General features: G+C 48.5%; 11 protein-coding genes. 9 read left to right on the top strand and 2 right to left on the bottom strand.

All coding sequences use genetic code 11. The features are described 5' to 3' along the window. Window positions 1-96 precede the first annotated feature (96 nt). Together QT994_RS00110 and QT994_RS00105 are read left to right on the top strand one after the other, a co-directional pair. Entirely contained in the window at window positions 97-753 is a 657-nt protein-coding gene (locus QT994_RS00110; RefSeq protein ID WP_333170684.1) for a 5-formyltetrahydrofolate cyclo-ligase, read from the top strand. A 120-nt stretch (window positions 754-873) separates the two neighbouring features. Further along, window positions 874-1,650, top strand: a complete 777-nt coding sequence (locus QT994_RS00105; protein ID WP_333170682.1) for a fumarylacetoacetate hydrolase family protein — start codon at window positions 874-876, stop codon at window positions 1,648-1,650. A gap of 129 nt (window positions 1,651-1,779) precedes the next feature. Here the strand turns inward: QT994_RS00105 and QT994_RS00100 are convergent, their stop codons facing one another. Further along, complete coding sequence (locus tag QT994_RS00100) at window positions 1,780-2,253, bottom strand: Tic20 family protein (RefSeq protein ID WP_333171236.1); 474 nt, start codon at window positions 2,251-2,253, stop codon at window positions 1,780-1,782. 190 nt (window positions 2,254-2,443) lie between these two features. Next, window positions 2,444-2,641, bottom strand: a complete 198-nt coding sequence (locus QT994_RS00095; protein WP_006631916.1) for a hypothetical protein — start codon at window positions 2,639-2,641, stop codon at window positions 2,444-2,446. A 168-nt stretch (window positions 2,642-2,809) separates the two neighbouring features. Between QT994_RS00095 and glyA the strand changes: the two genes are divergently transcribed. The 7 genes from glyA to QT994_RS00060 all read left to right on the top strand — a co-directional run bounded on the left by glyA (window position 2,810) and on the right by QT994_RS00060 (window position 12,270). Further along, entirely contained in the window at window positions 2,810-4,093 is a 1,284-nt protein-coding gene (gene glyA, locus QT994_RS00090; RefSeq protein ID WP_333170679.1) for a serine hydroxymethyltransferase, read from the top strand. A 454-nt stretch (window positions 4,094-4,547) separates the two neighbouring features. Further along, a complete protein-coding gene (locus QT994_RS00085) occupies window positions 4,548-5,603 on the top strand; it encodes an MraY family glycosyltransferase (RefSeq protein ID WP_333049904.1) in 1,056 nt (351 codons plus the stop codon). Window positions 5,604-5,727: 124 nt separating this feature from the next. Beyond that, a complete protein-coding gene (locus QT994_RS00080; protein ID WP_333170676.1) occupies window positions 5,728-6,984 on the top strand; it encodes a competence/damage-inducible protein A in 1,257 nt (418 codons plus the stop codon). 299 nt (window positions 6,985-7,283) lie between these two features. Next, window positions 7,284-7,421 (top strand): hypothetical protein, encoded by a 138-nt coding sequence (locus QT994_RS00075; protein ID WP_006631912.1) that lies wholly within the window; start codon window positions 7,284-7,286, stop codon window positions 7,419-7,421. Between the two features lie 112 nt (window positions 7,422-7,533). Beyond that, a complete protein-coding gene (aroQ, locus tag QT994_RS00070; RefSeq protein ID WP_333170674.1) occupies window positions 7,534-7,974 on the top strand; it encodes a type II 3-dehydroquinate dehydratase in 441 nt (146 codons plus the stop codon). Between the two features lie 176 nt (window positions 7,975-8,150). Next, window positions 8,151-9,299 (top strand): ADP-ribosylglycohydrolase family protein, encoded by a 1,149-nt coding sequence (locus tag QT994_RS00065; protein WP_333170673.1) that lies wholly within the window; start codon window positions 8,151-8,153, stop codon window positions 9,297-9,299. Window positions 9,300-9,717: 418 nt separating this feature from the next. Beyond that, window positions 9,718-12,270, top strand: coding sequence for an HDIG domain-containing metalloprotein (locus QT994_RS00060; protein WP_333170671.1), 2,553 nt, complete (start codon window positions 9,718-9,720; stop codon window positions 12,268-12,270). Window positions 12,271-12,289 lie beyond the last annotated feature (19 nt).

Below are 12,289 nucleotides of genomic sequence, written 5' to 3'. Positions count from 1 at the left end.
GATTTTGAAGACATCGCCGAATAAATCAACTGGTAAGCTGCGCCTTACATTAGTAGGTTTAAATCAGCCCTATTTAATACGGATTTAATATGAAATATGAATACTGCTGAACCTTCATTAACTAAAACAGAATTAAGAAAATCGCTCCTCAACACCCGCAAATCCCTATCAGCACAAGAATGGAGACAAAAGAGCGATCGACTCTGCAACCGCCTGCAAAACTCGCCCCTATTCACCCAAGCAAAAACAATCCTCGCCTACTTCAGTTGTCGCCAAGAACCAGATTTAAGTCCCCTATTTACATCTTCTGTGAAGGAGGCATCTTGCCTGCTCAATTCTGGAGACAGGCAAGATGCCTGTCCCACAAATACCATTCCCACCCCTAAAAAATGGGGATTTCCCCGCTGTGTTGGTAAAGAGCTATCCTGGCACATCTGGCAGCCCGGAGATGCTTTACGTAGTGGAGCTTATGGCATACTAGAACCCCTGCCGGATGCTCCTAAAATACACCACTCAGAAGTAGATTTAATGCTCGTACCCTCAGTAGGCTGCGATGTTCGCGGCTATCGCTTGGGCTACGGCGGTGGCTATTACGATCGAATGCTCAGTTTAGCTGAGTGGGAATCAAAAGTTGCGATCGCCACAATCTTTGAATTTGCCTTGCTGGCCCAACTACCCGTTGACTCCTGGGACCAACCGCTGCACGGAATTTGCACGGAAAGCGGGTTAAAAATAATACAGCAAAAATCTTAAAGGTCGATCGAGCAATAAATTTTCAGAAATTATCCCTAGATCCATGTTTATATATATTCTATTTAGGACTTGCAGAAGTCTTTTTGAATCTAGAATCTACAACCTAAAATCTAAAATACTATGGCCCAGCGCTACGTTCGAGTAAAAACAACACAAGGACACATCCATTACGGTTTACTGCAACTGGGCCACAGCGTTCAAGTATTTGATGCACCGCCCTGGTTAAAAGGACAACCAACCAATTTGGAACTTTCACCAGATACTTACCAAATCCTCGCCCCCTGCTCTCCCTCAAAAATTGTAGCCGTAGGCAAAAATTATGTCGATCACGCGGCCGAGATGGGAACCCCTGTACCGGAAGAACCCCTGCTGTTTTTCAAGCCTCCCAGTGCAGTCATCCCAGCAGGTGCAGAGATTCGCTATCCGCAGCAGTCGGAAAGGGTAGACTACGAGGGAGAATTGGCCCTGGTAATTGGCGAACATTGTACCAACTGTACTCCCGAACAAGCGCACAGCAAAATTTGGGGATATACGATCGCCAATGACGTAACAGCCAGAGATTTGCAAAAGCGGGACAACCAGTGGGCGAGGGCCAAAGGGTTCGATACATTTTGTCCCTTGGGGCCTTGGATTGTCCGCGAACTGAGTCCTGCTGCACAATTGCAGACTTTTGTCAATGATAGCGAGCGACCGGTACAGTCATCCCAGATCGATCGCATGGTATTTTCCGCAGACTTTCTTGTCTCCTACATCAGTCAAATAATGACCCTAATTCCCGGCGATGTGATACTGACAGGAACGCCGCAAGGAGTAGGCCCGCTACAAATAGGCGATCGAGTCCGAATTGAAATAGAAGGCATTGGTAGTCTTGAAAATACAGTAGTTATTGGTTATTAGTTATTGGGCATTGGGCATTGGGTATTGGGCATTGGGCATTAGAACCAACAAATAATAACCAGCTAACAACTGCCAACTCCCAACTGTCAACTGCCAGCAGTCAACTCTCAACTGCCAACTGCCAACTGACTATCGTACCTGCATATAAACAGCATCCGAAAGCGGAGGAATCTCTGCATAGCGTCCCAAAAGCGACTGCACGACTGCATAGACAAATGCAGCAAAAACGCCCAAAAACACCATGTTATACAGAGTTTCCGCAATAAAGGCGACTTGGACGCCTCTAGAAAAAATCGGCAAAACCAGACCACACAGCATCAAAACAATGTCTAAAAGAATCGCCTGCATCGCATTAAAACGAATGAAGTGACTGATGTTTTCGTTTCTAACTACTCCTAAATACAGGGCAAAGAAGATAATTAAGCTAGCAAAGGGCAATCTATAAAGTTGCATCAATGGAGCTAGCGGTATCAACAACAGTTGCAGGACAGGAAACTGTGTAAACAGAAACCTGCCAAAGGCAAGCCCCTCAACCAACGGGAGCAAATAAGGCAAAGAAGCAAAAATCCGGTCTGGAACAGTTGTAGACCCGCGCCAAGTCATAATGAACTCTCCTGAGTCGATCGGTGAACTATTAATTCCTATTAAAATCAGCATAACGCAGCAGGCTCAGTTCCGACTCGCCCGGAATTTGCTCATTTGTGGGCGGATAGCAGCCTCAAGTACCAGATGCAGGGGAACTTAGATCGAGTCGGGTTAATAGTCACCATGCCCGATGCCCCATGCCCGATGATTATTTAATATTGGCAATGACGAAGCCCATTTGACACTCGTACCGATCGGGCAAATTTTCCGTAGGTTTAGCAACTGGATGTCCACAGCGAAGCTCTCCACCGCTCCAGCGCGGTTGTCCAGTGCGATCTGCCAGCAAACAACTTTGGCAAACACACTGAGGGGCAAGCATCTGATTTTCCATTAAAATGACTAACATTTGATACCTCCGGCAGGTTTCACACCAGTAATTTCATTGTATGTCAGGAGTTGGGGACAAACCGCTTAACCTGAACACAACGTAATATTTATGTCAATGGTGCGAAATCCGTAGTACGGTATAAAATCCCCAATTCCCAATCCCAAATTTGTCAAGAGGTTGATTATTGTGACGGACACTAACTTAGAATTCCTTTCCAAAACTGATCCGCTGATTGCCGATTTAATCGGGCAAGAGCTCCAGCGGCAGCGAGACCACCTAGAACTCATCGCCAGCGAAAACTTTACCTCCTCGGCGGTAATGGCCGCTCAAGGCTCAGTGCTGACCAATAAATACGCCGAAGGACTGCCCGCGAAACGGTACTACGGCGGCTGCGAATTTATTGACGGCATCGAGCAAATTGCGATCGATCGCGCCAAACAGCTATTTGGAGCCGCTCACGCCAACGTCCAGCCCCACTCGGGTGCTCAAGCCAACTTTGCAGTATTTTTGAGCTTGCTGGAACCAGGCGACGGAATTATGGGCATGGATTTGTCCCACGGCGGACACTTGACCCACGGTTCGCCGGTTAACGTATCCGGGAAATGGTTCAAAGCTTTTCACTACGGCGTCAGCCAAGAAACAGAACAGCTCGACTACGACGAAATTTTGGCACTCGCCAAAGAAAACCGACCGAAATTGCTAATTTGTGGCTATTCAGCATATTCGCGAATTATCGACTTTGAGAAGTTTAGAGCGATCGCCGACGAAATCGGAGCCTACCTGCTCGCCGACATCGCCCACATCGCCGGGTTAGTCGCCACAGGGCATCACCCCAACCCCCTCCCCCACTGTCACGCAGTCACCACCACCACTCACAAAACCCTGCGGGGCCCCCGTGGTGGCTTGATTATGACCAATGACCCGGAATTAGGCAAAAAGTTTGACAAAGCTGTTTTCCCCGGCACTCAAGGTGGGCCCTTAGAACACGTCATTGCGGGCAAAGCAGTAGCTTTCGGCGAAGCATTAAAGCCTGAATTTAAAACTTATTCGGGTCAAGTAATTGAAAATGCACGCGCATTAGCTGCACAGTTGCAGCAGCGGGGCTTAAAACTCGTTTCCGGTGGCACGGACAATCACTTAATGCTAGTTGATTTGCGATCTGTAAACATGACAGGCAAACGAGCCGACCAATTAGTTAGCGGCGTGAATATTACTGCTAATAAAAATACCGTGCCTTTCGATCCGGCATCGCCCTTTGTCACCAGCGGTTTGAGACTAGGTTCGCCGGCAATGACCACCAGGGGAATGGGAACTGCCGAATTTACCGAGATTGGCAATATTATCGCCGATCGCCTGCTAAATCCAGATGATGAAAGCGTCGCAGCCGACTGCCTGCGTCGAGTAGCAGCACTGTGCGATCGCTTCCCCTTATATCCCCACTTGTACTTGAAAGTGCCGGCATTAGCTTAATTTTCCTGATCGGCAATGGGGAATTGGTAGTTGGAAGTGTACGGGTAAAAGGGTAAAAGACCAGGAAAAGATTGAAAGTTGCCGGTAGCGATATTGACAAGCAGTTTTCACCAAAAATATCGATCGTCAATACGGTTTTTAGTAAAGATATTTGTCGGGCGGGGCTGGTTTGACTAAGGGTATTTGTCGGTTGCGAAAGATACCGTTCAACTGGGCCCGCTCGTCAAATATTGACTTTTTTGCTTGCGAAAGAGTCGATATTTCAAATCGTTAATTCGAGAGTTATGAATGAAAAACCTCACAATTCGCCCCAGGGCAACTGCCATTGCGGCAAATCTCCGAGTCCCAAACCCCCAGTCGCTCTTCAAGATGTTTCTTTGTTATAAGCCATCTGAAATGTAGTAGACTCTGCCTGACAGACTAATTGCCCCGCACTATTTAAAATTGATTTCAGATGCCGTACCAGTATCTGTACCACATACTCGCTTTCCTGGTTTCTGCGATCGTCGTCCTCTGGAGTACGCCAATAGTCAAAAAAATTGGTCTCAAAAGCGGGCGAGTCGATCGGCCAGGCGAGCGAAAAGTCCACAAGCGCCCAATGGTGCGCTTGGGAGGAGTTTCCATCTTTCTCGGCACTCTCACTGCCCTCTTATTTGTCTGGCTCTCAGGAGGCTTCCTGGATGCTAACGGACAAGTTCTCAATCCCAAAGACGAATACGAAATTTGGGGAGTCACCCTCGGCGGCATCGGATTCTTCCTCATCGGTTTAGCAGATGACCTATTTTCGCTCTCCGCCGTAAAACGCTTGCTTATGCAAATTGGCGTATCCAGCATCGTTTGGATGGCAGGCGTACAAATTGAGTTTCTCACAGTTCCCTCCTTGGGACTGACTAATATTGGCTGGCTGAGCTTGCCAATTACCGTGATTTGGCTTGTCGGCATGGCGAATGCCATCAACTGGATTGACGGTTTGGACGGTTTAGCTGCCGGAGTTTCAGGGATTGCAGCAGTTGTAATGCTGATTGTCAGTCTGTCGATGCACCAACCGGCGGCGGCCCTGATTGCAGCGGCTTTAGCTGGCGGGGCCTTGGGATTTCTGCGCTACAACTTCAATCCGGCTCAAATCTTTATGGGAGATGGCGGGGCTTATTTTATCGGGTTTACTCTCGCTGGAGTGGGAGTAATTGGGTTAGTTAAAACTACGGCTGTTACTTCTGTGTTGCTGCCATATTTAATTTTAGCTGTACCGATTTTAGATATGTCGGCGGTGATTCTCGATCGACTTCGCAACGGCAAGTCACCGTTTATTGCTGACAAGCGCCATCTCCACCACCGACTTCTAGAAGCCGGACTCTCCCATCGATTTGCGGTTTTATTTATTTACTCACTGACACTGTGGGTGGGAAGTTTAGCCCTAGCTTTTTCGCTTCCGAGCGGCGTAATTTACGCTATGGGTGCAACAAGTTTGCTGGGATACGCTAGCTGGAAAGTTTGGAGACACGCTAGGTGAAGGAAGAAGGAAGAAGGAAGAAGGAAGAAAAATAATTTTTAATCCCCAATGCCCAATTCCCAATGCCCCATGCCCAATGCCCAATGCCCAATTCCCCTATCTAAAATCTCAAATCTAAAATTGAATGGTTGCTGAAATTATTTGTGTTGGCACTGAATTGCTGTTAGGCGATATTCTTAATAGCAATGCCCAGTTTTTAGCCAAAGAATTAGCGAGTCTGGGAATCCCTCACTACTATCAAACAGTGGTGGGGGACAATCCAGAACGTATCAAACAAGTGTTAGAAATCGCCGTCAGTCGATCGCAGCTTTTGCTCTTCACCGGAGGCCTCGGGCCCACACCAGACGACCTCACAGTCGAAACAATCGCCGATTTTTTTGGGGTTCCCCTCATCGAAAAGCCGGAAATTATCGCAGATATCGAATACAAATTTGCCCAGCGGGGACGCACCATGAGTCCCAGCAACCGCAAACAAGCTTTAATTCCAGAAGGTGCGGACATTCTGCCTAACCGCAGCGGTTCGGCACCGGGTATTATTTGGCAGCCGGTTTCTAGCGTGACAGTAATGACATTTCCCGGCGTACCGGCGGAAATGCACTTGATGTGGCAAGAAACCGCGGTTCCTTACCTGAAAAATGCCGGCTGGTGCAGCGCAACTATTTATAGCCGCACATTAAAATTTTGGGGGATTGCTGAGTCGGCATTGGCCGAAAAAGTAGATAGTTTTCTCAATTTAACTAATCCTACTGTGGCTCCCTACGCCAATCACGGCGAAGTTAAACTGCGGATTTCGGCCCGCGCGGAGTCGTCCGTGGCTGCGAAAAACTTGATTGAGCCGATCGAACAACAATTGCGGCAAATTGCCGGCTTAGACTGTTACGGTGCTGATAGCGATACCCTCGCTTCGACTGTGGGCCAATTGTTGCTCGATGCGGGGCAAACTCTTAGCGGGGCTGAATCCTGCACCGGAGGTGGATTGGGGGCGATGCTGACTGGTGTTCCCGGCAGTTCAAGCTACTTTTTAGGCGGGATTATTTCTTACGACAATCGGGTTAAGGAAGGATTATTAGGTGTTAATCCGCAAGATTTAGCCGAATTTGGGGCAGTCAGCGGCCAAGTGGCAAAACAAATGGCTGCGGGAGTTCGCGCCAGCCTCAATACAAATTGGGGATTGAGCATTACAGGCATCGCCGGGCCCGGAGGCGGCACAGACGCTAAACCTGTCGGACTGGTTTATGTCGGTTTAGCGGGGCCCCACGGCGAGGTAGAAAGTTTTGAATACCGCTTTGGCGATGCCCGAGGCCGCGATTGGATTCGGAATCTGAGTAGCTGTACGGCGCTCGATCAGCTCCGGCGTAAATTATTGTTGGCAAAAGTGTAGAAAAAATCCCACGATTGGTCAATTGTCAACAGTCAACCGTAAACTTAAGCTTTATTTAACACTCTCTACTCCGAGATAGTTCGGCAATATTCCGCTGGCCTATTGATTATCTGTAAAGATTCGTTATGATAATAAGATAGGACTGATTGGCCAATATACTGACTCTCTCCATTGCTCAAAACAACTAGCAAGCGAGAAAGCAAGTTTGACCTTTGGTTTCAAAGTCGTGCTTGCTTATTTTCAGATATTTAGCCGTCGGTTTAGCAATCTAGACTATAAAAAAAGGAGCTATCCGTTCAATGGAAGACATTGAAAAGGTGCTGGAACAAATTAAAGAATGGGTTCGCAAGCTGATAGAAGGACTGCTGAGTCCCGAACCTGAACCGGAACTCGAACCGATTCGTATTCCTGTCAACCAACCGAGGAATCGCAGGTAGTCGGGATTGAATTAGAAGTTTGAAGTTTGAAGTTTGAGCTTTGAGGTTGGAGACTGGTTCTAAATCCCATGTCAAAACTCTCTTAATTTTTGTTGCGCTGGAAATTTTAAAATTGTTAAATATCCTGGTACTTCACGGCCCTAATCTGAATCTATTGGGTCAGCGAGAACCTGGAGTTTATGGTTCTGCGACTTTAAATGATATCAACAAGTTGCTAGAACGAGAAGCGCAAGCCCTCCAGGTGCAAGTCTCAATTCAGCAGTCGAATCATGAAGGGGTATTGGTGGATGCAATTCACTCGATGTTAGGGCAGCACCAAGGCTTATTGATTAATGCTGGAGCCTATACTCATACGAGTGTGGCAATTAGAGACGCGATCGCCGCGGTGAATATCCCTGCGGTAGAGGTTCATCTGAGCAATATTTACCGGCGGGAAGCTTTTCGCCACCACTCGTTTATCGCAGCGGTGGCGATCGGGCAAATCAGCGGTTTTGGAGCCGAAAGTTATCGGCTGGGGCTGCAAGCTCTAGTGAGTTACCTGATTAAAAATTAAAAATTTACCGATTGTAGTGATCGGATGAGGGCAGGTTTTAGATGGAAAACCAGCCCTTATATGTTTGGGTTGAATTCAAATTATTCAAATTAATCACAAGAGTTAAGCAAAAAATGATAGCCGAAAAAATTATAAATTATAAATTACCAATTACTAACAACTTGAGTTAAATTCAAATGCGGCATTCCCTGTTGAGCAAGTTTCAAGGAACCATCCTGGGGGCAGTTTTAGGAGACTCTATAGGCCTGCAATACCAAAGGCAACTCGTGGCTATTCCCCCCCAAGCAGAAGACTTGCAGCCGATTTTACAACTGACGAAACACCAACAATTGACCCTAGGTGGGGCAACAGTGGTGTGGAATTCTCTCAACTGCAAAATACTAAGTGGCAAAGACTCATCCGAATCCGGGAGACTTGGGGTGGCGTGCGCTCAAAGTTTAATTCGGTGTAGCGGTTTAGATTTAAAAGATTGGCGCGATACTTGGGAAGCATTTGCCAAGTCGGAAATCTACCATCGGCCAAGCACTGAGTTTGAAAGCATCCTTAATCCTTGTGAAGCTGCCGTTGCTGCGCTTCCTGCTGCGATGTTTTTTCACGAAAATAAAGCCAAGCTGCGAGAAAAAATCATGCTGGCGATAGAGGTTTGGCCCAAGGAAAACAAGCCAGAATGGGAAACAGCAATTTTAGCAGTAGGATATACGATCGCCAGAGCTCTTAAAGAAAGACTTGACCCCGCGACAGCGATCGAGCAAACACTTGCTTACCTGAAAACAGATAATGCCTTAACAGAGCTGCTGCTGCAAGTGCAAATACTACTAGAAAGAGGAGCCGATTTAGAAACAGCCGCCACTCATCTGTGCAAAAGCGCCACAGCTTTGCGAGAAAAACAGGGCGAAGGTGAAAAAAAATTACAAACCGAGTCAATTGTCAACCCAGGAAATTTCATTCCCATTGCCTTAGCTTTCTACTGCTTCTTGAACACCCCAGAAGATTTACGCTTGTCAGTGGTGCGGGCAGCCCGCTGCGGCATAGCCGGGCAAATCACCTGCGCTTTGACGGGAGCTTTGTCTGGAGCATACAACGGCGTTGCTGCGATTCCTGTAGAATGGCGACAAGTATCCTCGGCTGGGGTTACATCGCTGCCGCTAGCTGAGGGCCCTGAACCCTCGGTCTGCGAAACCCGCAGCGATGCAAAAATTGTAGAGTTAGCAAATAACCTGTTTGCTGTTTGGGCGGGAGTTTACAGACCCGATGCCACCCAGGATTCCGCAGCACTAGCCCGAGCGGTGGCTGCACCTTATGTCATTAGACCTCGTAATATATAAACTTTTGAGATTTTCATAGGGAGGGGTAAGCAGAGATTAGCACTTAGCAATTAACAAATCAAAAGCGCAACTGGAAGGAGAGCGACAATTAAATATTAAAAACTCAAGAATTAAATCGGACGCGCCTGCCCCAAAAAACAGGGTTTCAACGAGAATATGGGGTTGGGAAACGAAGCATTTACGGAGAAACAGGGTTTTTAGGCCTCGCGCGCGAGTTCTGTTCAAGATGGACAAGGGAAGGAAAAAAGGTGCTTGCGTTGTTGGTTACAGTCAGGAAACCCAACTGCTGGCCATAGTCAGGCAAAGTAGGCTGGGGGGTTGAATATTCAGCCAGGGTAGTTCGCATAAAATCAATCAAGATGCACAGTCAGAAATTCTGACAAAGCTGCTGGATAACAGTGATATATCTTCGACACAAATGAATACGCTCTCCTCATTGATGCGGCAGATTGAGCAGCTAGGGGCTGCGCGCTCACTGCGCCAACACATTGCTAAAGTGCAAAATGTCGGCAGCAAAGCAGATACCTCACGCGCTGGCGGGTCTCTCCTGAGCCGTTTGTCGCGCCAGAAATGGGATTTGCCCGAGACTTTTACTCGATTTTCAAGTAAAACCTCAAAATCTAGGCTCAAAAATCAAGCTCGTTCTCCTATGTTGGCGCTCGTAGCGGTAGTTTCCCTAAGCAGCACTCTGGGCCACCGCTTCTACAACCAGCCAAAACTCGATGTGGGGACGAAAGCTCCTCAGACGATTAAGGCTCCTGTTAGTGCTAGCATCCCCGATTACAAAACTACTGAAGAACAGCGCAAAGCAGCGCGGATCGGGGCTGTAGCGATATTAATGCTCGATAGTGCGGTCGATCGACAAATTTATCAAGAATTGCAACAATTTTTGCAGCAGGGAAGCGAGCTGCGGGGGGCGGTAGGCCCGTTTCCGTTTGCGAGTCCCTCGGTGCTCTCCACTGCTGCTCAGGTTTACTTGCGGGGCTGTCCTGAGTGGGAGTGGCGCTCAATTGTGGCGCAAGCAGGGGACAGAAGTGCAACTTCCGAGCGGCTGAGTTTGGATTCCCCCGCAATTGCTGCGGCAACAGATAACAAGTCTCAGCAAGATGCTATCGCTCAACTGCAAGCTTACAGTCGATCGGTTTCAAAAGCAGACTTTCAAAGCCTGACAGACCGTATTTCCGAGGCTCGGCGACGCTATCTGAGTGCTGTGGAGGCGCTTGGAAAACCGTCGGTTTCCGGACTCGGACAGAGTTACGATACTTCGCTGTTTGATTTGTCGGATGCAGCTTGGCAGAAAACCCAAACGGGTATGAGTCGGGCGGCAAAAAGGATGGTGGCTCAAGGTATCCCGCAGGGCTTGCCAAAAGAGATTTTGAAAGAAGCTGTGAAGCTGCAAGTGGCTGATGAAGTGCCCTTAGAGTCCCAAGCTTTGGCGGTGGAGGGTTTAACAGCGATTTTGCAGCCAAATCTGGTGAGAGATGGCGAGGAAACCAAACAGCTAGCTGAATTAGCGGCGCAAAAGGTGAAACCGGTAATGATCGCAGTAGATCAGGGGGAGATAATTGTTGCACAAGGACAAGATATCTCGCCGCAAGATTTCGTGTTGCTGGACTATTTTGGTTTGAGCCGCCGGGGGATAAATTGGCTGGGGCTGACGGGTTTTGTTTGTTTAGTCGCGGGGGCAATTGCGATCGTACTGCTGGTGGAAAGGCACTACCGCTTGCGCCGGAGAGATCATTTGCTATTGCTGCTGCTGACTTTGAGCGCGCCCGTGCTGGTGAGTTTGGGGCTGCCTTGGACGAGTTTGCCCGCGATCGGCATTTTAGCGGGCGGCTTCTACGGTTCGGCGGTGGGAGTGACTGTGGTGGGGCTGCTGTCGGCGCTGCTCCCGATTGGCTTAAATGTGGAGTTGATTCATTTAGTCGCTAGCGGGGCGGGGGGATTGCTGGGCGCTTTTATGGCCGGGCGGCTGCGATCGCGCGAGGAATTGGCTCTTTTGGGCTTGGCTCTTGGGTTGACTCAGGGCACGGTTTATCTGGTGGGGACTTTGATTGCCAGCGCCGCTGTAGGTGCGATTTGGTACGTCGTGCTCGGTACGGTGGGCGCGCAAAGTTTGGCCGGTTTGGCTTGGAGCGTGGTGGCGATCGGTATCAGCCCTTATTTGGAACACGTTTTTGACTTGATTACCCCGATCCGGCTGGCGGAACTTGCCAATCCCAACCGCCCGCTGTTGAAGAAATTGGCTGCCGAGGCTCCGGGGACTTTTCAGCACACGCTGTTTGTGGCGAGTTTGGCGGAGGCGGCGGCCCGGGAGCTCGGCTGCAATGTTGAGCTGGTCAGGACTGGGACATTATACCACGATATTGGAAAAATGCACGACCCGCTCGGATTTTGTGAAAATCAAATGGGCGGAACCAACAAACATGATGAAATTAATGACCCTTGGGCGAGCGCGGAGATTATTAAAAAGCACGTTACCGAGGGGTTGGTGATGGCGCGGAAGCATCGATTGCCGAAGGCTATTCAGGCGTTTATTCCCGAACACCAAGGTACAATGTTAATTGCTTATTTCTACCACCAAGCGCAGCAAATTGCTGCAAAAGAAATAGAAGATTTAAAGATTGCTTTGCCAGATGCGGGTAATTCAAAGTTAACAATCGCAAGTCGCCAAGTGAGGGAGGAAGATTTTCGCTATGACGGGCCAATTCCGCAGTCGCGGGAAACGGGGATTCTGATGCTGGCGGATTCTTGCGAGGCTGCTTTGCGCTCGCTCAAGGATGCTACTCACGAGGAAGCTTTGAATATGGTTAATAAGATTTTGAGGGCTCGCTGGCAGGATAATCAGTTGATTGATTCGGGTTTAACGCGGGAGGATATGTCTCTAATTGCGGAAATTTTTGTGCGGGTTTGGGAACAGTTCAATCACAAGCGGATTGCTTACCCTAGTGCAGTTTTCACTCCTAGGTAGGAGGAGATTTTTAGTTAGG

Origin of the sequence: Microcoleus sp. S13_B4, from assembly GCF_036700885.1 — a bacterium.
Classification (GTDB): domain Bacteria; phylum Cyanobacteriota; class Cyanobacteriia; order Cyanobacteriales; family Microcoleaceae; genus Microcoleus.
The sequence above is the reverse complement of the archived record's forward strand: the minus strand, read 5'-3'. Positions and strand labels throughout refer to the sequence as shown.

Excerpts from the sequence above, each read along its gene's own strand:
- QT994_RS00065 (WP_333170673.1), top strand. The coding sequence starts at position 8,151 with ATGCGGCATTCCCTGTTGAGCAAGTTTCAAGGAACCATCCTGGGGGCA.
- QT994_RS00095 (WP_006631916.1), bottom strand. The coding sequence starts at position 2,641 with ATGTTAGTCATTTTAATGGAAAATCAGATGCTTGCCCCTCAGTGTGTT.
- QT994_RS00080 (WP_333170676.1), top strand. The coding sequence starts at position 5,728 with ATGGTTGCTGAAATTATTTGTGTTGGCACTGAATTGCTGTTAGGCGAT.
- QT994_RS00075 (WP_006631912.1), top strand. The coding sequence starts at position 7,284 with ATGGAAGACATTGAAAAGGTGCTGGAACAAATTAAAGAATGGGTTCGC.
- QT994_RS00110 (WP_333170684.1), top strand. The coding sequence starts at position 97 with ATGAATACTGCTGAACCTTCATTAACTAAAACAGAATTAAGAAAATCG.
- QT994_RS00100 (WP_333171236.1), bottom strand. The coding sequence starts at position 2,253 with ATGACTTGGCGCGGGTCTACAACTGTTCCAGACCGGATTTTTGCTTCT.
- QT994_RS00060 (WP_333170671.1), top strand. The coding sequence starts at position 9,718 with ATGAATACGCTCTCCTCATTGATGCGGCAGATTGAGCAGCTAGGGGCT.
- QT994_RS00105 (WP_333170682.1), top strand. The coding sequence starts at position 874 with ATGGCCCAGCGCTACGTTCGAGTAAAAACAACACAAGGACACATCCAT.
- QT994_RS00085 (WP_333049904.1), top strand. The coding sequence starts at position 4,548 with ATGCCGTACCAGTATCTGTACCACATACTCGCTTTCCTGGTTTCTGCG.